General features: G+C 57.2%; 18 protein-coding genes and 1 pseudogene. 11 read left to right on the plus strand and 8 right to left on the minus strand.

The window, feature by feature from the left end:
• Positions 1–5: 5 nt before the first annotated feature.
• Positions 6–1,082: a zinc-dependent dehydrogenase gene (locus RBB75_RS17795; RefSeq protein WP_179637990.1), complete on the plus strand. Its 1,077-nt coding sequence runs from the start codon at positions 6–8 to the stop codon at positions 1,080–1,082.
• Here RBB75_RS17795 and RBB75_RS17800 read toward each other — a convergent pair.
• Together RBB75_RS17800 and RBB75_RS17805 are read right to left on the minus strand one after the other, a co-directional pair.
• The gene (locus RBB75_RS17800; RefSeq protein ID WP_179637991.1) at positions 1,079–2,524 is read right to left on the minus strand and encodes a sigma-54-dependent transcriptional regulator; all 1,446 of its coding nucleotides are present in this window, start codon (positions 2,522–2,524) and stop codon (positions 1,079–1,081) included. The two genes, RBB75_RS17795 and RBB75_RS17800, sit on opposite strands and share 4 nt — an antisense overlap.
• Positions 2,517–5,525, minus strand: coding sequence for a GAF domain-containing sensor histidine kinase (locus RBB75_RS17805; RefSeq protein WP_179637992.1), 3,009 nt, complete (start codon positions 5,523–5,525; stop codon positions 2,517–2,519). Before RBB75_RS17805 ends, RBB75_RS17800 begins: the two co-directional genes overlap by 8 nt.
• 337 nt (positions 5,526–5,862) lie before the next feature.
• On the opposite strand from RBB75_RS17805, the gene RBB75_RS17810 reads away from it, so the two are divergent.
• The gene (locus tag RBB75_RS17810) at positions 5,863–6,795 is read left to right on the plus strand and encodes an alpha/beta fold hydrolase (RefSeq protein WP_353068835.1); all 933 of its coding nucleotides are present in this window, start codon (positions 5,863–5,865) and stop codon (positions 6,793–6,795) included.
• 4 nt (positions 6,796–6,799) lie between these two features.
• Here RBB75_RS17810 and RBB75_RS17815 read toward each other — a convergent pair whose 3' ends face one another.
• A complete protein-coding gene (locus tag RBB75_RS17815) occupies positions 6,800–7,504 on the minus strand; it encodes an alpha/beta hydrolase (protein WP_373563142.1) in 705 nt (234 codons plus the stop codon).
• 62 nt (positions 7,505–7,566) lie between these two features.
• Between RBB75_RS17815 and RBB75_RS17820 the strand changes: the two genes are divergently transcribed.
• Positions 7,567–8,604 carry a M20/M25/M40 family metallo-hydrolase gene (locus RBB75_RS17820; RefSeq protein WP_179637993.1) on the plus strand — a complete coding sequence of 346 codons (1,038 nt, stop codon included), beginning with the start codon at positions 7,567–7,569 and terminating at the stop codon, positions 8,602–8,604.
• 14 nt (positions 8,605–8,618) lie between these two features.
• Here RBB75_RS17820 and RBB75_RS17825 read toward each other — a convergent pair whose 3' ends face one another.
• Positions 8,619–8,993 carry a DUF3592 domain-containing protein gene (locus RBB75_RS17825; RefSeq protein WP_179637994.1) on the minus strand — a complete coding sequence of 125 codons (375 nt, stop codon included), beginning with the start codon at positions 8,991–8,993 and terminating at the stop codon, positions 8,619–8,621.
• A 73-nt stretch (positions 8,994–9,066) separates the two neighbouring features.
• Here RBB75_RS17825 and dnaE point away from each other — a divergent pair, with 73 nt between their 5' ends.
• The 6 genes from dnaE to RBB75_RS17855 all read left to right on the plus strand — a co-directional run bounded on the left by dnaE (position 9,067) and on the right by RBB75_RS17855 (position 17,354).
• Positions 9,067–12,615 carry a DNA polymerase III subunit alpha gene (gene dnaE, locus RBB75_RS17830; RefSeq protein ID WP_353068836.1) on the plus strand — a complete coding sequence of 1,183 codons (3,549 nt, stop codon included), beginning with the start codon at positions 9,067–9,069 and terminating at the stop codon, positions 12,613–12,615.
• Positions 12,616–12,665: 50 nt separating this feature from the next.
• On the plus strand, positions 12,666–13,523 hold the full coding sequence (locus RBB75_RS17835; RefSeq protein WP_353068837.1) for an acetyl-CoA carboxylase carboxyltransferase subunit alpha: 858 nt from the start codon (positions 12,666–12,668) through the stop codon (positions 13,521–13,523).
• A 29-nt stretch (positions 13,524–13,552) separates the two neighbouring features.
• Positions 13,553–14,587, plus strand: a complete 1,035-nt coding sequence (locus tag RBB75_RS17840) for a CPBP family intramembrane glutamic endopeptidase (RefSeq protein ID WP_353068838.1) — start codon at positions 13,553–13,555, stop codon at positions 14,585–14,587.
• 137 nt (positions 14,588–14,724) lie between these two features.
• Positions 14,725–15,849, plus strand: coding sequence for a hypothetical protein (locus RBB75_RS17845; protein WP_353068839.1), 1,125 nt, complete (start codon positions 14,725–14,727; stop codon positions 15,847–15,849).
• Positions 15,850–16,049: 200 nt separating this feature from the next.
• Positions 16,050–16,229: a hypothetical protein gene (locus RBB75_RS17850; RefSeq protein ID WP_020713649.1), complete on the plus strand. Its 180-nt coding sequence runs from the start codon at positions 16,050–16,052 to the stop codon at positions 16,227–16,229.
• A gap of 216 nt (positions 16,230–16,445) precedes the next feature.
• Complete coding sequence (locus RBB75_RS17855; RefSeq protein ID WP_353068840.1) at positions 16,446–17,354, plus strand: dimethylarginine dimethylaminohydrolase family protein; 909 nt, start codon at positions 16,446–16,448, stop codon at positions 17,352–17,354.
• A gap of 437 nt (positions 17,355–17,791) precedes the next feature.
• On the opposite strand, the gene RBB75_RS17860 is transcribed toward RBB75_RS17855, so the two are convergent.
• The 4 genes from RBB75_RS17860 to RBB75_RS17875 all read right to left on the minus strand — a co-directional run bounded on the left by RBB75_RS17860 (position 17,792) and on the right by RBB75_RS17875 (position 20,357).
• Positions 17,792–18,004: a PEP-CTERM sorting domain-containing protein gene (locus RBB75_RS17860; RefSeq protein ID WP_353068841.1), complete on the minus strand. Its 213-nt coding sequence runs from the start codon at positions 18,002–18,004 to the stop codon at positions 17,792–17,794.
• Complete coding sequence (locus RBB75_RS17865) at positions 17,988–18,371, minus strand: hypothetical protein (protein WP_353068842.1); 384 nt, start codon at positions 18,369–18,371, stop codon at positions 17,988–17,990. Before RBB75_RS17865 ends, RBB75_RS17860 begins: the two co-directional genes overlap by 17 nt.
• A 252-nt stretch (positions 18,372–18,623) precedes the next feature.
• The gene (gene pyrF, locus RBB75_RS17870) at positions 18,624–19,355 is read right to left on the minus strand and encodes an orotidine-5'-phosphate decarboxylase (protein ID WP_353068843.1); all 732 of its coding nucleotides are present in this window, start codon (positions 19,353–19,355) and stop codon (positions 18,624–18,626) included.
• A 174-nt stretch (positions 19,356–19,529) separates the two neighbouring features.
• Positions 19,530–20,357 (minus strand): cytochrome P450, encoded by an 828-nt coding sequence (locus RBB75_RS17875; RefSeq protein ID WP_353068844.1) that lies wholly within the window; start codon positions 20,355–20,357, stop codon positions 19,530–19,532.
• Between the two features lie 479 nt (positions 20,358–20,836).
• Here RBB75_RS17875 and RBB75_RS17880 point away from each other — a divergent pair, with 479 nt between their 5' ends.
• Positions 20,837–22,336 carry a B12-binding domain-containing radical SAM protein gene (locus tag RBB75_RS17880; protein ID WP_353068845.1) on the plus strand — a complete coding sequence of 500 codons (1,500 nt, stop codon included), beginning with the start codon at positions 20,837–20,839 and terminating at the stop codon, positions 22,334–22,336.
• 132 nt (positions 22,337–22,468) lie between these two features.
• Positions 22,469–24,333 (plus strand): annotated as a pseudogene (gene htpG, locus RBB75_RS17885) (molecular chaperone HtpG).
• The last annotated feature ends 97 nt before the right edge of the window (positions 24,334–24,430 follow it).

Here is a 24,430-nt window from a genome sequence, read left to right on the forward strand (position 1 = left end):
GGTTGATGTCACACATTATTCCTGAGACGATGCGTGCTGCGGTCTATCGCGGTGTAGATGATGTTCGGATTGAGACGATCGCGGTACCTGAGATTGGTGACGGGGAGGTGTTAGTCAAGATCCATACCTGCGGAATCTGTGGGACGGATTTGAAGAAGATTCATAGCGGTTCGCATGATGCGCCGCGTGTCTTTGGGCACGAGATGGCGGGGACGATTGTGCGAGTGGGCGCCGGGGTTGAGAGGTTCGCTGTCGACGATCGGGTGATGGCTTACCATCACATTCCTTGTGGCGAGTGCTATTACTGTCGCAAACAGACGTTTGCGCAGTGTGAGGTTTATAAGAGGGTTGGATGTACGGCGGGTTTTGCGCCCTCTGGCGGCGGCTTTGCCGAGTACATTCGCGTGATGGACTGGATTGTGCGGCGTGGGTTGGTGAAGATTCCCGACAATATTCCGTTTGAGCAGGCGGCGTTTCTGGAGCCGGTGAACACCTGCTATAAGGCGATTCAGTTGCTCGATTTGAAGGCGGATGAGACAGTGCTGGTGATTGGCCAAGGACCGATTGGGATTTTGCTGGCTGCGCTAGCACGGCGGACGGGAGCTAATGTTCTGACCAGTGATCTGTATAAAGAGCGGCACGCCGTGGCAGCGAAGTTCGGGCTTGATCATCCTGTTGATGCTCGTGAAAATGTGGTTGCAGCGGCGAAGAAGGCTACCGAAGGACGCGGTGCAGATATCGCTCTGCTGGCGGTTGGCAGCGATGCGTTGATCAAGGTTGCCATGGAGGCGATTCGGCCGGGCGGACGAGTGGTGCTGTTTGCTTCGACGCAGCATGGGGAGGCACCGTTCGATCCTGCGGCTGTGTGTATGGACGAGAAGACGTTGATGGGGTCTTACAGTGCGTCGGTCGCGATACAGGATGAGGTGACGCGGATGGTGTTCGACGGCTACCGTAGCGGGTTCGATTTGACCAACCTGATCTCGCACCGGTTTTCGCTGGAGGATGCGGTGGCGGCGATCGATCTGGCGTCGCATCCCCAGGCTGACTCGATGAAGATTGTGATTCAGCCTGGAGGCTAGTCGCGGGTTCGTTTCTTGACTTCTACGTTAAGGCGCTTGATCTTCTGGTTGAGAGTCGAGAGCGGAATCTTGAAGTATTCGGCGGCTTCGGTCTGGTTCCAGTGGCAACGTTCGAGGCGGTCGGAGATGATGCGACGCTCGATCTCTTCCATCAGGTCGAAGAGACTGGCGTTTGGCTGGTGGTCGAGCAGGCTGGCCGAGTAGGTGCTTCCGGTGAGTTGAGTGGGCAGCAGGTCTGGATTGATGCTGCGGGAGGTGGAGAGGACGACACCGCGCTCCATGGCGTTCTCAAGTTCGCGAACGTTGCCGGGCCACTCGTAGTCCATGATGATGCGCATCGCCTCAGGGGAGAGGGAGCGCGTCTCCGTACCATTCTCTTCTGCGTAAAATTTGAGGAAGTGTGATGCGAGCAGAGGGATGTCTTCGCGGCGGGAACGAAGCGGCGGGAGTTCCAGGCTGATGACGTTGAGGCGGTAGAAGAGGTCTTCGCGGAAGCGTCCTGCGCGGACGGCGTCCTGAAGGTTGACGTTGGTGGCGGCGATGATGCGAACGTCGACTTGAATCTCCTGTACGCCGCCGAGATGCATGAAGCGGCGGTCTTGAAGGACACGGAGGATCTTGGCTTGCATGTCCATACCCATGGTGCCGATCTCGTCGAGGAAGAGCGTACCGCCGTTAGCGACTTCGAAGAGACCTTTTTTAGCTGTGACGGCAGAGGTGAAGGCGCCTTTGACGTGGCCGAAGAGAGTGGATTCAAGCAGCTCGGATGGCACGGCACCGGTGTTGACCGGCACGAAAGGACGATCCTTGCGAGGGGAGTTGGCGTGGATGGCCTTGGCTATGAGTTCTTTGCCGGTGCCGCTTTCACCCTGGATGAGAACGGTCGAGCGGCTGGGGGCGACTTGTGCGATGAGGTCGAAGAGGCGGAGCATCGGCTCACTCTTGCCGACGATGTTTTCAAAGTTGTAGCGCTGCTTGAGGGTGCGCTTGAGTTGAACGACCTCTTCTTCGGCACGATGGCGAGCGACGGCGGCGCGGATGTCGGCAAGCAGCTTCTCGTTGTCCCACGGCTTCTGGACGAAGTTTTCTGCTCCGGCGCGGATTGCGTCGACGACGTTGCCGACCGTGCCGTAGGCCGTGATCATGATGACGGGAAGGTTGGGCTGCATCTCGACGATACGGGGGAGGAGATCCAATCCGCTTTCACCAGGCAGGGCGAGGTCGAGGAGGAGCAGGTCGTACTCGTTGCGTGAGAGCAGCTCGAGGCCGGAGGGGCCATCGCTTGCGGCACTGACGGTGAAGCCTTCGAGGGTGAGCAGGGTGTCGAGCGACTCGCGGATGGCTGCTTCGTCATCGATGATGAGGATGCGGGGATCGCCGACGACTCGGGCGGTGCGTTGGAGATGGAGGGTTTCGGCGGCGAGCTCGGTGATCTCAGACATGCATCGCCTTCCTGTCGATCGTTACTGCTTCGGTCTTCACCGCTTCGGCCTTTACTGCTTCGGCCTTCGGAGGTCCATCCGCGATGACGGGAGGGCGAGCGGCTGAGGTGGGGAACTCCAACTGGAAGGCGGTGCCGACGCCGATCTCGCTCTCAACGTGGATCTTTCCGGCGTGCTCCTGCATGATGCCGTAACTGACGGCGAGGCCGAGGCCGGTGCCCTTGTGTTCGCCCTCCTGGGGCTTGGTCTTGGTGGTGAAGAAGGGATCGTAGATGCGGTGGAGGTGCTCTTTTTCGATACCGTTGCCGGAGTCCTGAATGCGGACGATGACGCGGCCAGCGCCGTTGAAGGTTGCGATCTTGAGCGTCGCGTTGGCGGTTCCAAACATCGCGTCCTTCGCGTTCAACATGAGGTTGAGAACGACCTGTTGCAGCTTGCCCTGGTTGCCGTGAATGCGGGCGAGGTGTGGATCGAAGTTGGTTTCGACGCGGATCTGCGCGGTTTTGAACTGATGCTCGAGCAGAGTGACGGTGTCGCGGAGAAGCTCGTTGAGGTTGAGGGGGGCGAACTCGGCGCCGCTGGTGCGGGAGAAGTTGAGCAGGCCGTTGACGATCTCGGAGGCGCGGAAGGTCTGCTGCGTGATCTTTTCGAGCACGGGGGCGAGGCGCTCATCGTCGCGCATGTGCTTGGTGAGCATCTGGGTGTAACTGGAGATGACGGCGAGGGGAGTGTTGACCTCGTGGGCGACGCCGGCGGCGAGCAGGCCGATGGAGGAGAGCTTTTCAGCCTGGGTGAGCTGGGCTTCGAGCTGAATGCGGTCGGTGATGTCGTCGACGAGAATGATGCGGCCTACGGCGACGAAGTTACGCGTGACCAGTGGGGCGATGGCGATGTTAGCGATGCGGACCTTTCCGTCGGGTAGGACGAGGCGGAACTTGTAGAGGGTGTGGGTGCCGTGTTCCTCGCGCACGCTGTTGAAACGGGCTACGAAGTCCGGCGGCAGGATGGCCGAGAGGGGCTGGCGGAGGACTTCACTGCGCGACTTCGAGTACATGCCCTCCATCTGGGTGTTCCAGCTTTCGATGCGGTCGTCGAGGTCGACGGCGAAGACGCCGATGTTGATGGACTCGACGATGTTCTCGTGGAACTCCTTGAGGCTTTCGAACTCGGTGATCTTCTGTTCGAGGCGGCGGTAGAGTTGCGCGTTTTGAATGGCGATGCCGATGTAGCCGGCGAGGGATTCGAGCAGCTCCATGTCTTCGCTGGAGAGGAAGTCTCCGTCGTCGGTGCGGCCGAGACCGATGACCGCGACGGTGCGGGTTCCACCGCCTTCGCGATTGGCGACGCGGCAGGGAAGGTAGTAGTTGAGGTCGAGGCGGCCTGCGCTCTGGCGCTGGGCTTCGGGGAGGCGGAGGATCTGCTGGGGGTTTTCGAGGAAGATGTGGTTATTGGCTCCGGGGCGGTCGAAGTCCAGGAAGCGAACATCGAGGCTGCGGAGTTCGGCGGTGTGGAGGTTGGTGAGGCCGTGGGAGGCGGCTAGATCGAAGTGTCGCGGGGTGTAGATGCCCTCGCTCTCCGAGGCGAGAAAGACGGCGACGCGAGTGACGAGGAGAGTCTGGGGAAGGCGCTCGACGATGGAGTCCAGCAGGGCACGAAGATCGGTTTGGGCGTTGATGCCGCGGCCAAATTCGACGAGGGTTTCGCGGTAGTCGAAGCGCTTTTGATCGAAGACGCGATCGACTCGCGCCTGAATCATGCGCTTAAGCGGATCGAAGACGATCCCGGCGATGATGATGGCGGCGAGAAGGCCCCAGACGCCGAGGCTGGAGAGCCGGGTGTGGACGATCTCGCCGGTGAGGGCGATGATGCCGAAGTAAAGGCCGACGAGCGATGCGGTGGCCAGGGTGTAGGTGACGCCGCGTTTGAAGATGAGGTCGACGTCCATGAGCCGGTAGCGGACGATGGCCCAGCTGAAGGTGAGGGGAAGGACGACGAGAGAGAGACCGGCGATCTTGGCGATCTGGCTGTTGACCGACCAGTCAGCTAGGTAGGGGATGACGTAGAGCAGGGTAAACGGCGTGACCGCGATGAGGGTGCCACGGGTGAGCCACTTGAGTTGTTGGCGTTCGAGTGCGGACTCGGCCCAGCGATAACGGAGGCGGAAGACGATGGCGGCGATGACGTAGTAGAGGGCCAGGTAGCCAAGGGCGATCTGGTCGAGGCGGTGGAGAAGGACCTCGGTCGCGGACCAGAAGCGTATGGCCGTGTACTGCAGACCGATGAGAAATATTCCTGGGAGATAGAGCAGCGCACAGCCGATGCGTCGGCGCAGACGGTTGCGTTGGTCGGAGGCGAAGTTGTCGGAGAAGCTGACTGCGAAGTGAAGGAAGAGGGCTGGCTGGAGCGCCTGCGCGGCCATGTTGCCCCAGTAGATAAACCAGTCAAAGGTGCCGGGTTCGCCGGTAGATCGGAAGCTGTAGAGGACAAACGAGGCGAGACAGAAGACGTAGAAGTGGACAGACTTTGGAGCGGTCCAGCGCCGGAACAGGACGTAGATGCCGATGCAGAGATAGACCAGCGCGATGAAGCGAAGTCCTTGATTGATGGTGCGGTCTTTGGGCTCGAGAATGACCTGAATGTCGAGCTTGGTCGCCCCGTGGAGGTCAATGGATTGCGGAACCGGGCGGAGGATGGAGTAGGTGGCATGGGCCCAGATGCCGCTGCGAAACATCTCGCGGGTGAGTGATGCGACGCGGGGGGTGGGTTGGTCGTCGACACTGACGAGAATGTCGCCGGTACGTATGCCGGCGCGATGGCCTGGGGATATCGCTGGAACGCGCTCAGCCCGGAGGCCGGTGGCTGCCTCGACCCACCAGATGCCGTCAGTGGGGACGTCGAAACCGCTCTCCCGATCGAAGTTCATGGCTGCAAGGACGCAGGCGGCGACAGTCGCCACTGCAAGTACGATAGCCAGAATGCGAGTTTGGGAGGCGTTTTTCATGAAAATCTGGCGGCTTAGAACAACGTGAGCACATTAAGGACCAAACGATATAACGTTCAATGCACCAGCAGGAGGTCACTTGCCATCTTGAAGTCTACAGAAAATCATAACCTACTCCGTAATACTCGAAGTTATTTCAAATCTTACGCTGCCGATGAAGAAATTGTTCACATCCTACGCATCTATGTAATTGGAGGAGCCAATTATCGGATTTGAAACATCTCTGAGGTGATATTGGATTTAGCTAAAATAATCCATAGGAAACAATTAATACTCCTGTAATATTTGAAGGTTGCTTTGGAATGACCTTCCTTGAGCAAAATGAGGCTGCCGGAAAGTGACACGAAGAGAGATTAGTCAAATTGGTGAGGGGTTTGTTGTGGTGGACGGGGTGAAGGTCCACTATCAACGCGCCGGTTCGGGCAGACCACTGCTGCTTCTGCACGGCCTGGTAGGATCGGCCAAAAATTGGCGGAGAAACATTAGTTTTCTTGCGCAGGACTCTGACGTGTACGCGATCGACCTGTTCAATATGGGCGAGTCGGAGCGCGTGCCTGGACTTGATGCCGGACTGGAAGCGACGGCGGACCGGCTGGCAGCTTACATGGACGCGCTTGGTCTGGACGAGGCCGATATAGCAGCTCATTCCCATGGTGGGGCCGTGGCTATGATGTTTGCCGCACGGCACTCCGATCGTGTGCGCCGGTTGATCCTGTTCGCGCCGGCAAATCCGTTCTGCGACCTGGGACACCAGTTGATCCGGTTTTATCAGACACGATTTGGGATCTGGTTCGCACGACAGATTCCTTCTTTCCCGAGGAGATTGAAGGCGACAGCACTTAGCCGCATGTATGGGGATCCCTCCCGGGTTTCAGCCGGGGCGCTTGAGGGGTATATCGAAGGGCTACACGTTCCCGGAACCATGGACCACGTGTTGCAGATTGTGCAGCGCTGGTTTGTAGATATGGGATTGCTGCGATCTGTGCTGGAGCGGTTGGTGGCGAAGCCAATGCTGCTGATCTGGGGCGATCGCGACAGGGCGGTGGGCCTGAACTCGGGGCGGGAGCTGCAGCGGATTCTGCCTCAATCGAGTTTGATGGTGCTTCCAGGCGTCGGACACATCGCGTTTGAGGAGATGCCGGAGATCTGCAATACGGCGATGCGGGAGTGGTTACAGAAACCGTTGCCTTCTGAAGCGCGTGTGACGGTGAGCCGGCATGCGGAGTCTGCCGCGTTTGCCAACCAGGTGGCTGAACGAGGCGCGGCTTAGTTCGCTAACTTAAGCTGAATACGCTCTGCAACCAGAGGCGAATCTCGGCCTGCATCAGATCGAGCTTCGGGTTGGGCGACGCGGTGGTTCCCTGAAAAAAGTGGTCGGCGTCTGAGATCCAGACCAGGCGCTTTGGTTCAGGCGCTCTTTCAAAGACGCCTTCGAGAATGTCGCGTGGGCCGTATTGGTCGTGGTCGCCGCTGATAAAGAGCTTGGGTTGGGTGCAATTAGGCAGAAACTTATAGGTGTAGTCGCGGCCCTCTGCGTGGACGGGAACGCCGAGGCCGACGAGACCCTTCACGCGGGGATCACCACAGCAGGCTCGCAGCCCGACGTTCGAGCCGAAGGAGAAGCCGGCGAAGAGGATGGGACGGTCGAGATTGTGTTGTAACCAGTCGAGAGCTGCGAGGACGTCGTCCTGTTCTCCGAGCCCGTGATCGTGAGCGCCTTCACTGAGGCCTACGCCACGGAAGTTGAAGCGAAGGACGGGAAGGCCGAAGGATAAGAAGGCCTTCATGGCGTGATAGACCACTTTGTTGTGCATGGTTCCGCCTCCCGAGGGGTGCGGATGGCAGACGAGCGCAGCATACGAGGCATCGTCGCGACCTGTGTTGAGAAGGGCTTCGAGGCGACCGGTGGGGCCGTGGAGATCGTCGATGGAACGGATCTGTGAGCTAGGGGTCTGGGAGCTGGAAGTTTGCGTCATCATTTTCAGTTTATCGGGTGTGTTCGTTGTCCGCTCTTTATAGGGGATACCGTATGCTGGAGGGCATGGCGATTGACCCTATCGAACTGACGAAACAGCTAGTAAATATTGAGTCCACTACGTATCACGAGGGTCTTGCCGGTGCGTTTCTTTATGATTATCTGGGGGCGCAGCATTACGAGGTGGAGCGAACGGCGGTTGAGCAGCCGGACCGTGCCAGTACCCCGGGAGCAGGCAGTGGGGAGCGGTTCAATGTGTACGCCGCCATGCCTGGGGTCGCGCCGGATGTGGTGCTTTCGACCCACATGGATACGGTTCCTCCCTTCTTTGGCTGCACGGAGGACGACGAGTTTTTGTATGGCAGGGGAACCTGCGATGCAAAGGGAATTGTTGCGGCACAGGTTGCGGCGGCGGATCGGCTGCGCGATGGCGGAGTGAAGGTTGGATTGCTTTTTGTGGTGGGGGAGGAGCGGGATTCGGCGGGCGCTGCTGTCGCCAACTTATCTCCGAAGGGTTCGCGGTTTTTGATCAATGGAGAGCCGACGGATAACCGGCTGGCGCTGGCATCGAAGGGCGCGTTGCGGGTTGAACTGAGGGCGAAGGGCCGCATGGCGCACTCTGCCTATCCTGAGCTGGGGGAGTCGGCTATCGATAAGTTGATAGAAGCGCTGCATGATGTTCTGGCGATGCCGTTGCCGGTTGAGCCGGAGATCGGCCCTTCGACGTTGAACATCGGATTGATTGAAGGGGGGCGAGCTCCGAATGTAATCGCGGATAAGGCAGAGGCACATATTCTGGTTCGCCTGGTGGGGCCTTCGGAGGAAGTGAGGAGATCGATCGTTGCGGCCGTCGGCGACAGGGCGGATGTTGAGTTCAGCCTCGATCTACCATTTGTCAGGATGCGGAAGGTTGGGCAGCTGCCGACGATGATTGCAAAGTTTACGACGGATATTCCGAAGCTGACGGCCTGGGGTGAGCCGTTCCTGTTGGGGCCCGGGTCGATTCATGTAGCACATACGCCAAATGAAAAGATCGCAAAGAAAGAACTGTTGGACTGTGTCGATCTCTATGTGCGGTTGGCGGAGGAGTTGGTTCGGTCGTAGCGTGTCCTCCTATGTCAGCCGGAGAGGATGCGGAAGGGTAGACTTCCCAGGTTGTCTTCGGCGAGTACGGCCGTCTCGTCTGGATTGGCGGGGTTGTAGCGGATGTTTACCGAGGGGCTGCCGGTCGACTTCGACTCGGCTTCATGATGAGTGAGAGCTACGCTGCGAAGATAGCCGCCATAGTATTCCCCGTTGATCTTGAAGTGGAAACCGGCTTCGATCTGGTAGGTGACCCCAGGTGAGACCACGTCTTCGTCGGCGGAGAGGACTTGCCAGTGGTTGATTTCGGCCTTGGCGACAGGCCATTGAGCGGCGAGGCAAAGTTTCTTCTCGCGATTTTTGCGCCGGAGCCTGCGGCTGATTGCGTCGATGAAAAAGATGCCGACCATACTTGGGTAACGATTCTAATACGGCAATTTGGGACGCGTTTTCCTATGGGTGGGACGGCTCTAAACTATAGAGATGGCAGCAGAGTTTACTCACCTTCATCTTCATACTGACTACTCACTCCTCGATGGCGCCTGCGACGTAGATAAACTTGCCGGGCATTTGAGCAAGATTGGCCAGACAGCGGCTGCGATGACCGACCACGGAAATATCTATGGCGCGGTGCACTTTTTCGAAGCGATGCAGAAGAAGGGAATCAAGCCGATTCTCGGGTGCGAACTTTACATCTGCAAGAACGACGATCATCGTGCCGCGCCGGAGGGAGATAAGTATAACCACCTGTTGGTGCTGGCAGAGAATCAGGAGGGCTATCGCAATCTGGTTCGGCTGACGAGCGAGGCGGCGCTGCATGGGTTCTATCGAAAGCCGCGCGTGTCGAAGGATTTTCTTGCGAAACATTCGGAGGGCTTGATTGGATTCTCGGGCTGTCTTGCGGGTGAGGTGAATCAGTTTTTGATGGAGGACAAGTACGAGGAGGCGAAGCGTATTGCTGGCTTTTATCAGGATCTTTTCGGTAAAGGCAACTATTTTCTCGAGATTCAGGACCATGGACTGGCGCCGGATAAGGGCGTCTGCGATGCGTTGTTCAAGATGGAGCGCGAGCTTGATATTCCTCTGATCGCGACCAATGATAGCCACTATGTCGCTTCGGATGATTCGCGAGCGCATGAGATTCTACTCTGCGTGCAGACGGCCGGCAGCATGAACGACCCGAAGCGATTCAAGTTCGATACGCAGGAGTTTTACATCAAGAGCGCGGAGGAGATGCTGCGGACTTTCTCGCAGAATCCCGAGGTCTGCACACGGACAATGCAGTTTATTGAACGATGCAACGTAAAGATGTTGAAGGTGGACAATCCGTTTCCGGATTTCAACGTGCCTGAGGGAGAGACGCTTGATACCTACTTTGAGCAGGTGTGCCGCAAGGGCCTGGAGATGCGCCTCGAAACGGCTGTTGCCCATCTGCGTTCCCGGGGATTGTTGAAAAAAACGATTCCTGAGTATCACGAGCGGCTGGACCGCGAGCTGAACATCATCAAACAGATGAAGTTTCCTGGTTATTTCATGATTGTCTGGGACTTTATCAAGTATGCGCGCGAGCAAAGGATTCCAGTGGGACCGGGGCGTGGATCGGCTGCGGGTTCATTGGTGGCTTACGTGATGCAGATTACGGATATCGATCCGCTGCAGAATGAACTGTTGTTTGAGCGTTTTCTGAATCCGGAGCGCGTGTCGATGCCGGATATCGATATCGACTTCTGCATGAACCGGCGTGGTGAGGTGATTGAGTACGTCAACCGAAAGTATGGGCGGGATCAGGTTGCGCAGATTATTACGTTCAACACGATGGCGGCCAAGGCTGCGATCAAGGACGTGGGACGTGCGCTGGATATGCCGTATGGCGAGGTCGACCGGATCGCGAAGATGATTCCGACTACGATTGGGATCACGATCGATCAGGCTTTGAAGGATTCGCCTTCGTTGGCAGGGGCGTATGAGGGCGATCCGAAGATTAAGGAGTTGATCGATGCGGCGCTGCGGCTGGAGGGACTTGTTCGCGGCGCGGGCGTGCATGCGGCGGGTGTCGTGATTGCGCCGAAGCCGCTGACGGAGTTGGTTCCGGTGACGCGTGCGAAGAACGACGATATCGTCACAGCATATGACATGAAGGCTGTCGAGAAGATGGGGCTTCTGAAGATGGACTTCCTCGGACTGACGACGCTGACGGTGATTGATGATGCGTTGAAGCTGATCAAGTCGACGACGGGTACGGATGTCGATATGGCGATGGTTCCGCTGGATGATGCGAAGACGTATGAGCAGGTGTATCACCGGGCGCTGACCTCGGGTGTGTTTCAGTTTGAGTCGGGCGGGATGCGAGATGTGTTGCGGCGATATAAGCCGAACACGGTTGAGGACCTGACTGCTTTGAACGCGCTGTATCGTCCGGGGCCGATTCAGGGTGGCATGATCGACGACTTCATCGAGCGCAAGTGGGGACGGCGGGCGGTGAGTTATGAGCTGCCTGAACTGGAGATGATTCTTCGCGAGACGCTGGGGGTCATTGTGTACCAGGAGCAGGTGATGCAGATCTCAAACGTGCTGGCGGGCTACTCACTGGGCGATTCGGACCTGCTGCGGCGGGCGATGGGGAAGAAGGATCCCGCGGAGATGGCGAAGCAGCGCGATCGCTTCATGAGTGGCGCGGCGGCGAATAAACATCCGAAGGATACGGCAGGGAAGATCTTTGACCTGATGGCGCAGTTTGCCGGATATGGCTTCAATAAGTCACATTCGGCTGCGTATGCGCTGCTGGCCTATCACACGGCGTGGTTGAAGACGCATTATCCGGTGGAGTTTATGGCGGCTCTGCTCACGAGCGAAACGTCGAAGCCGGAGAACGTGGTGAAGTACATCTCGGAGTGCCGCGAGATGAATATCTCGGTGGTGCCGCCGAATGTGCAGGTTTCGGATGCGAACTTTACTCCGATCGAAACACCCGGTGGGGCTGCGATCGGATTTGGGTTGGCAGCGATCAAAAATGTTGGGCATAACGCGATTGAGTCGATCATTGCGGCGCGGACGGCGCTGCAGGCTGCGGGAAAGAAGGGGTTCTCCAGCTTGTGGGAGTTCTGCGAGAAAGTTGACCTGCGGCTGCTGAATAAGCGTGTGCTGGAGTCTCTGATCAAAGCTGGCGCGATGGATGTGTTTGGCGGCCGGGCGGCGTTGTGCGCTGCTCTGGATAAGGCGATGGAGCGGGCACAGAAGTCTCAACGCGATGAGGCGGCTGGGCAGCATGGCTTGTTTGGAATCTTCGATGCGGATATTCATTCTCCTTCTTCGCACAATGGTGAGGAGGCACTGCCAAGCGTTGCGGAGTGGGACGAACACACACGTTTGCAGAATGAAAAAGAGGTGCTGGGATTCTTTGTGTCCGGGCATCCGATGGATAAGTATCGCGAGAAGCTTCGGAACATGAAGGTTGTCGATACAGCGACGGCCTGCGAGATGAAGCCTGAGCCGCAGGTATTTCGACGAGGACGAAGTGAAGAGCCGCAGAATGAGATCTCTATTGCGGGCGTGATTACAGGCCTGAAGGTCGCGAAGTCGAAGCGCTCGGGGGAGATGTATGCGCAGGCTTCGCTTGAGGATACGGTGGGTAAGATCGAGTTGATCGCGTTTCCGCAATCGTACGAGAAGCTTGCGGAGAAGTTAAAGATCGATGTGCCCGTGGTGGTTCGGGGCGTGTTGCGCGGCGAAGAGGATTCGGCGCCGAAGCTTGCCGTTTCGAGCATTCAGGCGCTGGAGGATGTAAAGATCAAGCTGCCGGATTCGTTGCGGATCAAGGTTCCCCTGCATAATCCTGATGCGGCGCTGCTTGAGAAGCTGCATGCCATCCTGGTTGGAGCTCCTGGCAAAGGAAAGCTGCTGCTAGATCTCGAAGAGCCGGGGGAGTTTTGTGCGGTGCTTGAACCCCACAACTGCCTGGTCGCCGCGGATCGGCTTTTCATCGATCAGGTGGAGGAACTGGTGGGCCGCGGAGGGGTTCGCATCATCGACTAGCCGCCAATGCCATACAATCGAGAGAGAAGTTAGTGAAGCACACCTAGACAATGGCAGAACACGAGACAGGAAGAACAGCGCACTCCCAGGCAGTATCCGCACCGACTCCCGAAGCGTGGATTAAGACGGAGCTGGCGCGGCACCCCCAGCGCCCCTACCCGATGGATTTCATTGCAGCATTGTTTACCGACTTCAGCGAGATCCATGGCGACCGCGCCTTTGGCGACGATGCCGCGATGAGTTGTGGGATGGCGGTCTTTCACGGCGAACCGGTGATGGTGATCGGGAACCTGAAGGGGAGGACGCTGAAGGAACGGGTGGCGCGGAAGTTTGGCAGCCCCGATCCAGAAGGGTATCGCAAGGCTCTGCGGGCGATGAAGATTGCTGAAAAGTTTGGCAGGCCTGTGTTTACCTTCCTCGACCTCGCTGGAGCGAATCCTGGCATCGGGGCGGAGGAGCGCGGGCAGGGGGAGGCAATCGCACGGAGTCTGCTGGAGATGTCCCGATTGCGGGTGCCCACCATCGCCACGATTACGGGTGAGGGTGGATCGGGCGGAGCACTAGCGCTGGCGGTAGCCGATCGAGTGTTGATGCTCGAAAACGCGATCTACTCGGTGATCTCTCCTGAGGGATGCGCGTCGATTATGTGGAAGGATGCCAGCAAGAAGCAGCAGGCAGCGACGGCGTTGAAGTACACCGCCGTGGACGTCAAATTACTTGGCTGTGTCGATGAGGTATTGCCTGAGCCGTGGGGTGGGACGCAGAACAATCCGGAAGAGGCCATGACATTGGTCGACGAAAGACTGCGGGGCAACCTCGCAGAGCTTCGGGCACTGCCGCTCGAGACCCTGCTTGAGCAGCGCTACACCAAGTTTCGTAATATCGCACAGTTTTACACCACCGTTTAGCGGAACCACCGTTTCTGGAGCAGCCAGCGTTGCAATCCCTCAATTCGACACACTCAGGCCGCTCTGAGCGCACGCTGCAGCTGGCGCTCTTCGTAACATCTGCGACCTGGTTTGTGGCTTCCGATATTCTGGCGGGACGTTCGGCGCGTGGCCTTTCGGAGCGATTTGGGCTTGACGCGGAGAGACCTCTGCTGGCGGCGCTTTTTCTTCTTTTTTTGTTGGCGGTCGGGTTTTCGATCTTGCAGGCTATTGCCCATCGGCAGTCTTCGCTTCGGGAGGTTCTGGGTCTTCCAAGGCGAGTGACATCGCGGCGGGAGTGGACCCTTGGGGTCGCTGTTGGCTGGGGTTGCGTGGTGCTGGCCGTTCTTCCTATGACTCTGACGGGAAAGTTGGATGTCCAGCTGTGGTTGCAGCCGCGGGCGATCTGGCTGCTGCTTTTGAATCTTGGAACTCTTGCGGTCGCGGCTCTGGCCGAGGAGGTAGCATTTCGCGGCTATCCCTTTCGGCGCTTGATTGAAGCGATGGGACCAGTAGCGGCGACAATTGGAATGTCTCTTTTCTTTGGGCTCGGACATGCACTGAATCCGGGGGCTACGTGGACGAGCGTCTTTGTGACGATGCTAGCTGGCCTGCTGCTGTCGGTGGCGTGGCTGCGGACCCACGGATTGTGGCTACCGTGGGGACTTCACTTTGCCTGGAACGCCAGCATCGGCATCCTGTTTGGCCTTCCAATCAGCGGAATCAGTGACTTCTCGAGCGTGGTGCAGACGCGGTCCTTCGGTCCACTGTGGCTGACGGGAGGGAACTACGGACCCGAGGGAGCGGTTTTCACGGCTTTCGTTTTGCTGATCGCAGTGGCGGTTTTGGTCCGTATCACTCGCGATTATGCATGGGACTACACCCATAAACCCATTGTTGCGGGCGGCTATGCGATCGAGATTCCGCCACCTCCGGCACATGCGGCGATGGAGCAGGAGGCAAAACCGGCCGCTGTGCCATCCTTGGTTCAGATTTTGCCGGCCACTCCCCAATCGCGATCGGTTGGCGAGGAACCGAAGCTCTAGCCGGGTCGGATTGAGGCGCTGTTGTTTTGATTTTGGGACTTTAACGCTACTTCTCTGTGGTCTGATCAAAATTCGTGAACCGGCTCTTGTCAAAGGGGAAGAGAAGGCGCAAGCTGTTGTGTATCTGAGGCGCTTCCATGGCACTTTTTCGCTACAGGTCGGCTCTTTTGCTGGGTAGTCTGGCATTGTCGTCGCTGTCTTTGAAGGCGGCTCATGGTCAGGTCTTTGTGGTCGGGGAAGGGACTGCGACTGCTGACATCTCTACGGATTTTTCCCCTACACATGTTTCGTTGCCTGATACGCCGATGACGGAGCGTGGTCGTCGTGAGCTAGTTCGAAATCTTGAAGCAGAGCAGGGGTTCGCTCATCGTGCGTTGCCGGTGAGCGCGGGGGTGACGCTGCGAGCGAATGGACCGATTAGTCCCGGTGGGGCGGAGTATAGAAAGATGATCTACCAGAAGGGTGAGGCTGCGGCGCTGGGCGACCGAGTCATCATTACGTCTTTGGAGATCAAGCCTGATCGGATTGTGCTGGACCTCAACGGCGGTCCGTATCTGAAACATCGGTTTCTAAGTCATATCCAGATCAATGACGCGCCGGTTGCGCAGACGAATCAGGACCGGGCCACGGGGTCGCGAATTACGCTGATCTTCGAGGGGCACGTTCCGGAGATCTCCGCGCCGGAGGTAAAGGCGTTGCTGGAGCCAGTGATCGATTTTGGGGTGAAGACCTCCGAACAGGCTTATGCGGATACTCTGCCTCCCTCGTTGAAGGAGGCGATTGCGGCGCATGAAGTTCTGGTGGGGATGAATCATCGAATGGTGCTGGCGGCGCTGGGCGCTCCGGAGAACAAGATGCGGGACCAGCCGAGCGGAGATGCGAGCGGTGGACGATACGAGGAGTGGATCTATGGTCACGTGCCGCAGACGATTCGGTTTGTGCGGTTTGTAGGGGACCGCGTGACGGTCGTGGAGATTGCGGCGCTGGGCAAACCGATCGAGATTCATGACAAGGATGAGATGGCTGGGTATAACTCAGGCGAGCCAGCGCGTGAGGTCGCGATGGGAGACAAGGCCCCTGATGGAACCGAGAAGACGAATGCTCCGCCGACGTTGCTAAAGCCGGGTGAGGCGGCGTCCGCGGGCCGCACCGATGGTAAAGTTCAATTTCCGGATGACAAGAAGGACAGTAAGGGCGGAGCGTCCGCACCGTCGGCACAGCCTCCTTCGAACAATCTTGCGTTGGCTCAACAGCCACGTTAGGGCTTTGGTCGTGTAGACTTGTAGGAGAGCTTCAATCGCAGTTCTTCTCCTCCGATTCCCGCCGTGGTTCGTCCCGGACAATCTTTACGAGAAGCACCGGATGATGAGATTCTGCTTGCCCGCGATGGTCATAGTCGATCGAGATATCCAATGCGTGGGCCGAGATATTTGTAACGTTCGTATTAGGGAGAGCAAGCATTATGGCGAAGATTGCCAAGACCGGCGACCGTAAGAAGGTCATGGATACTAACAAGAGCACGGATTGTCCAAAGTGCTCCAAACCAACTCGCATTGTGAAGCGCGTGAAGGACCGCGAGCGCGGTACTCCTGGCGGAGTGTATATCTCCTGCTCCGCGTGCGATTTCTTCGAAAAACTCTAAGCGAAAGATTCAACAAAGATGCAACCGACAAAGGGCCCTGTGTGGGCTCTTTGTTGTGTGCGGACCTTTCTTTTGAGTGCCTTGTGAGTGTCTGACATGGGTTGGGGTTCGTTGAGGATTATGCACCAAAGTTGTACAGATAATTTACCGTGAGAGACTTGACGATCGTTGGTTGAGACGGGCAGACTCGACGCTGGAAAGTAGGAACCCAGTTTTATGATGAACAGCAGCTCTGCAGTGACCTCTTCTGCTTTTGCACCTCTCCCGCACTTCACTCGCCCTACATTTCTGATGTGCCCGCCTGAGTTTTATGACGTGGACTACGTGATCAACCCGTGGATGGCGGGGAATCTGCATCGACCGTCGCGGGATACTGCGTTTATGCAGTGGAAGAACCTGTACCGGCAGCTGCAGCGGGTGGCGGATGTTCGCTTGCTGCACGCTCGGGAGGGGTCGCCGGATATGGTGTTTGTGGCGCATGCGGCGGTGGTGCAGCATGGGCTGGCGGCGGTGTCGAGTTTTGCTCATCCGCAGCGGCAGACCGAAGAGGGGCATCTGCGAAAGTGGTTGCAGGACGCGGGTTTTCTGCTGTGGGAGACGCCGCGGGAGACTTCGTTCGAGGGTGAGGGGGATGCGCTCTTTGACGCCAATGGCGGGCATCTGTGGGCGGCACACGGGGTTCGGACTTGCAGGCATAGCCATCGGCACCTGGGGGATGCGTGGCATACGCGAGTGACGTCACTGCATCTGGTGGATCCACGGTTTTATCATTTGGATCTTTGTTTTGCGCCACTTAGCGGAGGGTACCTGATGTACTTTCCGGGCGCCTTCGATGCGGCTTCGCTCGAGAAGATCCATGCTGCCTATGCAGCGGATAAGAGGATTGTTGTCAGCGAGTTAGAGGCTACTCAGTTTGGCTGCAATGTGATCAATGTGGGGCGCGATGTTTTGATGGGCGCGGTGGAGACGGACCTAGCTAAACGATTGATGGAGCGTGGTTTTGATGTGACCGAGATGCCTCTGGGCGAGTTCCAGCGTGGGGGCGGGTCGGCCAAGTCGCTGGCTTTGCGGCTGAGTGATTCGGTGCAGGCTTTGGGGGATCTTCGGATCGATTCGGCGGTCTAGCTTCCCCATTTTTGTGGATGGTTTTTTTTGGCGTGGTGGAGAGGCGTTTTTTCGGGGGTTTTTCCGAAAAGCGCCTCTTTCGCGTGGTGTTTTGGTGGTGAAGTTGTGGTGTTTTGTGTGGTGGATGTGGTGTTTTAGCAGCGCTCTTTTGGGTGCTAAAAATACGCCAACTTTTTGAAGTTTTTTGGGGTATGCCAGCGGTGGGCGTGACCAGATCGTTCCTCGATTGGGATTATGCTCTGTGGTGAAGGTTCGAGCTTTGCTCGAAGGCCCACTCATGCGATGAAGCTGCATGAATGGGGCACCCGATGGAATGGATATATGATGGATTGACAAAATGCACCCCACCCTTTGCAAAGGCGCGAAGGATGGGGCACCCGGTTGGATGGGGCACCCAGTCGTTAAGGGTGGGGTAGAGGTTTGGGTTGTACCCGGCCTTAGCTTGTTATGAATCTGCGGTATCGGAGTGTGGTGATTGCTCCGAGGATTCCAGTTGCCATCAGGGCGAAGGAGGAGGGTTCGGGAACGGTTGAGTTGGTGAGAGGTTCGATGGTGATGGTGCCGGGGATGTTTGGGATTGGTGCGTCGGGTACCAACATGCCGTCGAAGGTTCCGGTGAGAACGGTGGGAGCGTCAGCTGGGCCGGCCAAGGGAAGAAGCGATCCAAAGATAACGATATTGGTGAAAGCACCGGGAGGGGGGGTAAGGGAAGGACAGGGAGTAAGGGGCGTATCCGACGACCATCTCGGTGGGTGAAATCTGGGTGAAGTCGATGAGGGAGTAAAATCCGGATTCGGCGGGGTCGGTGGCCAGAACGGTGAGGCAATCGAGCGGGGGGCATGGGGGAGAAAAAATGAAGTAGGGGGTGGGGGCGAAGTCGAGGGTGGTGATGCCTCCGCGGACTCCGGGAGGGGAGGGGAAGTCGAAGGTGATCTGGTACATGGTGTCGGCGTGAGCGGTTGGAGGGATGGACAAGGCAGAGGCAAGGAGGGCAAGGACGAAGAGAGTTTTGTGCATGAGTGGATCCCTTCTCGAGTTTTAAGTGAAATAAGGGTGCGCCTTGGTTTGGGGGGCGTCAAGTGAATTTGTGAGGCGGTGGAATCGGTTCGAGCTTTGCTCGAAGGCTCACATCATGCGATGAAAGTGCATGAATGTGTATTCGGCGACGAGATTCTGAAGGCGGCGTGTAGAGAAAGCGGTTCGCGCGTGGCGCGAATGCCCACATCTCAGAGTCGAGATATGGGGCACCCGTATCCGGCTAAGGTTGAATTACTTTTTCTGGCGGGCTTCGGCTTTGGCTATCTCTTCGGCTATCTCTTGAAGGATGGCCTGGGCGGCGGCGGCGGGGTCTGGGGCCTGGGTGATGGGGCGGCCTACGACGAGCATGGAGGCTCCTGCGGCGATGGCCTGCGCTGGAGTGGCGATGCGTTTCTGGTCGCCGAGGGCCGCGCCTGCGGGGCGGATTCCCGGGATGACGAGGAGGGTGTCGGGGCCGGTGGCTGCGCGGACGGCGGCGACCTCTTCGGCGGAGCAGACGAAGCCGTCAATGCCTGATTGAGTGGCGAGCTTTGCAAGGCGGAGGACCTGGTCGGCGGGAGAGACGGTGATGCCTGTGCCTGTGAGTTGAGCGGCGTCCATGCTGGTGAGGACAGTGACGGCGAGGAGGCGGGGCCCGCCGGGGGCGCGGGCGGCTTCGGCTGCGGCGGCCATCATGGCAGAGCCTCCGCTGGCGTGAATGGTGAGGAGCCCTGCTCCGGCTTGTGTGGCGGAGCGGACGGCACCGGCTACGGTGTTGGGGATGTCGTGAAGTTTGAGGTCGAGGAAGACGTCGAAGTCACGGTCTCTAAGTTCGCGGACGATGGTGTTGCCGGCGGCGTAGTAGAGCTCCATGCCGATTTTGAACCATTGGCAGGTGTGGCCGAGAGTATCGACTAGTTTGAGGGCCTGCAGGGCGTCTGGATAGTCGAGGGCTACTGCCAAGCGAGCTTTTGGATCGGGCATGAGGTTAGTTTAACTTTTTTGTGCTGCCGGATGGGAGTGAAGTGTGACGATTTGTACGGGAGTTGCGAGCGTCTACGCCCATCTTCGAGAAAGCGGTTCGCGTGCGACGCGAGTTACTCCACCCAGACCACCTTATGAGGATGATGGTGGCCGTACTTCCATGGCTGCGATCTCTTACAAGGAAGCGACGACAGGCAAAGTCGAGGGCGAGCGGAAGCCATCGCCACCGCGCCAGTTTATGGGTGAGAGAAGGCGCACCTCTGGAAGACGCTCGACGAGTGCGTAGGTGGCGGCAAGAGCGGCGGTACGGATAAGAGGTGCTCCGACGCATGCATGCCGCCCAGCGCCAAGACTGACCTGTCCCAGGCCGCGACGCATTACAGAGACGGCGTTTGGATTGGAGAAGCGATCAGGGTCGCGGTTGGCTGCGAAGATGCGCAGCGTAAGCCGCTCTCCCTGGCTAATGCAGATTCCGTTGATCACCGTATCGGCCTGGGCGCGCCGATAGACGAATCGCGTTAATCCGGCGAAGCGCAACAACTCCTCTACTCCACGCGCAATCAGAGCAGGCTGGCGATGAAGACGACTCCATTCTTCAGGATGAGTGATGAGCCCGAACCATACATTCGCCAGCAGGTGCACCATAGTCTGCGAGAGTGCCACAAAACCAGACTCACGCAAAGGCATTGGGCCTGAGGCAAAGTAAGGACACAGCACGGCAGAGGCTGCCTTCGATCTTGATTTAATCTCAGGATCGAAGGGGTCGGCAGACGAGGCGGATACCTGCCTGGCCAACTGCTTGAGCAAGTCTATGTCGCTACAGGAGGGTTGCGTCACTTCGAGCGCAAGCGCAAGACAGACGGGCTCGGCGTACTCCCTAATTAGATCAACAGGCTGGTCCCAGTGGAGAGTTGCAAGTTGTGCTCTGGCATCTTCAAACATCTGTCTTCGCACCGAGCGCAACATTTTTGGCGAGAGTGCGTCGCGTGTCTCTAATCTCATGCGAAGTCTCGCATCTTCATCGACTATCAACTCGTCTTTCTTGCGCGAAGGGCCGACCAACGTTAGCTCAGGAGAATAAAGTGCTGCAACGACGTCGGCGTAACGGCTCAGAATCCAACAGTCAGCCTTCGAATCGAAATAAGCAGGCTCAACTTGTGGATGACTGCGAGCCCCTAACCAATCATCTTCCGACACGCAGCGTCTCTCCCGCACTGGAGAGTTGATAGCTTCGTGCACAACAGTATCCGAGAGACTCATAGCAACTCGTCCTCCGCGAAGAGACTTGCGGCCTCACATGAGCGCATGACAAGACAGTAAGAACAGCCCTTGAGATACGCGACATGATTCATCATTACAGCCACATGCGCGATGCAAAACACCGATGACAATCTGCTTACAACACGATGACACCAGACTGACACACCTCTGCGCGCAGCGATCGATCCTCAGATTGAGAGCGTGGTAACCGATTAGCCGTGATGACACGTGGAAAGGTCGTACTTTTCTATCCGCCATACGACGGACCACCTCTTGGTGCGCCTCTTTCACTTCTTGCTCTGGCTGGAACGCTTCGAGCGGCGTCCTTCGAAGTTGTCCTGATCGATGCGGCGATCGAGCCGAACTATCTGCTGCGTCTTGAAGAAGAATGTCAGTTCGCTCTTTGCATAGGTATCTCTGTGCTGACCGGCCCAATGATTCGCGGTGCGATTGAGGCAGCCCAACACGTAAAAAAACATACACCTGATGTCTGCGTCGTATTTGGCGGCTGGCATCCTACTCTCTGTCCGGAGTCGACTCTGCGAGAAGAGTTTGTCGATGTGGTGGTGCGTGGGCAGGGCGAGATCACAATCGTCGAACTTGCAGGGGCGCTTGCCGATAACAGGGCTCTGGATTTTATTCCGGGGGTGTCCTGGAAGAAGGACGGGCGCCTAATCGAGAACCTTGAACGGCGCGTTCAACCGATCGATACCTTTCCTCTTCCCGCCTACGAGCTAACCGACTTTGATGCCTATGAAAAAGCTTCGGGAAGACGAGAGCTGGCCTATGCGACCAGCGTTGGCTGTCCTTATGCATGCAACTACTGCACCGACATGGTCGTCTATAAGCGACGCTTCAATGCCTATTCCGCTGAACATGTCGTTGGTGAGTTGACTGGGCTCGTCAAGCAGTATGGTATTACCCACGTCGCATTGCTCGACTCCAACTTTCCGGTCGATTTGCGGCGTGCGATTGCCATTGCTCAGGGCATTTGCGACTCAGGCGTAAAGTTCGCCTGGACCTTTCAGGCTTCTACTGATTTTATCTGCCGCATGAGTCAGGAAGAGGTTCAACTACTGGCTGATAGCGGTGTGACTCATATGGGCTTTGGTACAGAGTCCACATCGAAGGCTGTACTAAAGTTGATGAATAAGCGGCACCAGCGCGTCGATGAGATGTACGAGACGGCGCGCAAGACAAGTCTGGCTGGCATTCGCGTCACCTTCAACCTCATCCTTGGCTATCCTGGCGAGACGGACGAGGATCGGCTGATTACCTTCCGAACCATGAGCGATATCGGTAGAAGGTTCGGTAACATGCGCTTCTCACCCAATATCTTCACCCCTTATCCTGGAATTCCCATTTGGCCGCAGCTTCGCGAACTGGGGGTGGTAGAACCTAAGACGCTACAGCAATGGATGGATATGCCGCTGGGTGCGAATCTCTTACCCTGGCTTCAAGGACCTGAGTTTAGCCACTTCGAGCGGACGCTCTCCTATTTCCTTCTTTTAAATCAGCTGCGCAAGCACTCTGACGAAGCAAACTTCGCAAAACGAGTACTCGATCTGATACTCGAAACGACGATTCGCTGGCGGCTTCAATTTAGTCTTTTTTCCATTCCTTGGGAGCTGTGGCTCTCAAAGCTCACAGAGCATCTGGTGAGACGTCGTTCACTCGTCACAGGACAGGAACTCCCAGTGGAAGCCTCGAAGGTGTGCTGATCTCTGGAGTTGCAGTGGTACGGTCTTCGGTTCGGCGAACCTGAAATCTATGTCTGGCGGTTAGATGAAAGCGGGCCTTTCGCTCGGTTGCCGCTCTCGTCTTTGGCTTCGTTTTTGGCGATAATAGAGGTTATGTCGAAACGTGAATTTCAAACTGAAGTTAGTCAGCTGCTGCAACTGATCATCCACTCGCTTTACTCTCACCCTGAGATCTTTCTTCGTGAACTGGTTTCGAACTCTTCGGATGCGCTGGATAAGCTGCGGCATCTGACGCTTACGGACGAGGCTTATAAGGCGCTGCCGTTCAATCCGCGGATCGATCTGGAGCTTGATGAAGAGAAGAAGACGCTTACCATCAGCGATACCGGCATCGGGATGAATGAGGAGGATCTGACTTCGAACCTGGGAACAATTGCGCGGTCGGGGACGAAGAACTTTCTGTCGCAGCTTTCGGGAGATGCGAAGAAGGATTCGAATCTGATCGGGCAGTTTGGTGTTGGGTTCTACAGCGTGTTCATGGTGGCGGATAAGGTAGAGGTCGTGTCGCGCAAAGCTGGGGAGGAGCAGGCGTGGCGGTGGGTGAGCGATGGTAAGACAGGTTTCGATATTGAGCCGGCGGAGCGTGACGTTGCCGGGACTACGGTCGTGATTCACTTCAACGACGAGGGGGCGCAGTACGCGAATAGTTGGCGGCTGCAGGAGATTGTCAAGAAGTACTCGAACCACATTGCGTTTCCGATCTTTTTGACCTACGACAAGAGTGAGTGGAATGAGGCGGAGAAGAAGTCAGACAAGGTTCGTACGACGGAGCAGGTGAATGCGGCGAGTGCGTTGTGGCGTCGACCGAAGAGTGAGTTGACGGACGAGGATTATAAGGAGCTTTATAAGTCGGTGTCGGGTGGTTGGGATGATCCGCTGTTTTGGTTTCATACGAAGGCAGAGGGAAGTCTGGAGTACACGACGCTGTTTTATATTCCGGCGAAGGCTCCGCTGGATCTGTATAACGCGGAGTACAAGGTTGGGGTGAAGCTTTATGTGAAGCGCGTCTTCATCATGGATGATGCGAAGGAGCTGCTGCCGCAGTACCTGCGGTTTGTCCGGGGGATTATCGATAGCGAAGATCTTCCGTTGAATGTGAGTCGTGAGATTCTGCAGCAGATAAGGTGCTGACGAGCATTCGCACGGCTAGCGTGAAGAAGATTCTTTCGGAGCTGAAGAACGTTGCGGCGAATCAGCCTGAGGAGTACCTGAAGTTTATTGCTGAGTACAACCGTCCGCTGAAGGAGGGACTGTACGGGGACTATGCGAATCGCGAGACTCTGCTGGAGCTGGTGCGGTTCAAGTCGACCAAGGTGGAGGGGTTGACGAGTCTTACGGATGTGAAGTCGCGGATGAAGGAAGATCAGAAGAGTATCTACTACATCACAGGTGGAGCGGAGTCGCTGCTGCGGACTTCGCCGTTACTGGAGATTTATAAGAAGAAGGATGTTGAGGTTCTGATTCTCGATGATGACTTCGACGAGGTGATCTTCTCGGGGGTAGAGAAGTATGGCGAGATCGATCTGAAGGCAGTGAATAAATCTTCTACCAGCGAGGATTTGAGGGGCGAGGATGAAGCGGATAAGAGCGAGAGTCTGAAGCCGCTGATCGAGATGCTGAAGAAGACGCTGGGCGATCGGGTGAAGGATGTACGAGCGTCGGTGCGGCTGGCGGATAGCCCTTCGTGCATCGTGTCGGATGAGGAGGAGCCGTCGCTGAAGATGCAGCAGATGATGCGGGCGATGGGGCAGAAGGATCTTCCTGCGATGAAGCCTACGCTGGAGATCAATCCGGACCATGAGATTGTGAAGAAGCTGCTGGCGCGGTCGGATGATTCGGTGGCTCAGGATGCGGCGTGGCTATTGTTTGATCAGGCTCTGCTGATGGAGGGTGTGACGATTCAGGATCCTGCGGCGTTTGTGCAGCGGCTGAATCGTGTGCTGAGTCTTTCTGTTTAGAGGCTTTCGTGCGGCTGCGGGAGGAGCAGCCGCTATGCTTTTTTGCATGGAGATTAGTTGGCGAGTTCCGGCCCGTTACTGTGCGGACTCAGTGTTG

Source organism: Tunturibacter empetritectus (assembly GCF_040358985.1).
In the GTDB taxonomy this organism is placed as follows: Bacteria; Acidobacteriota; Terriglobia; order Terriglobales; family Acidobacteriaceae; genus Edaphobacter; species Edaphobacter empetritectus.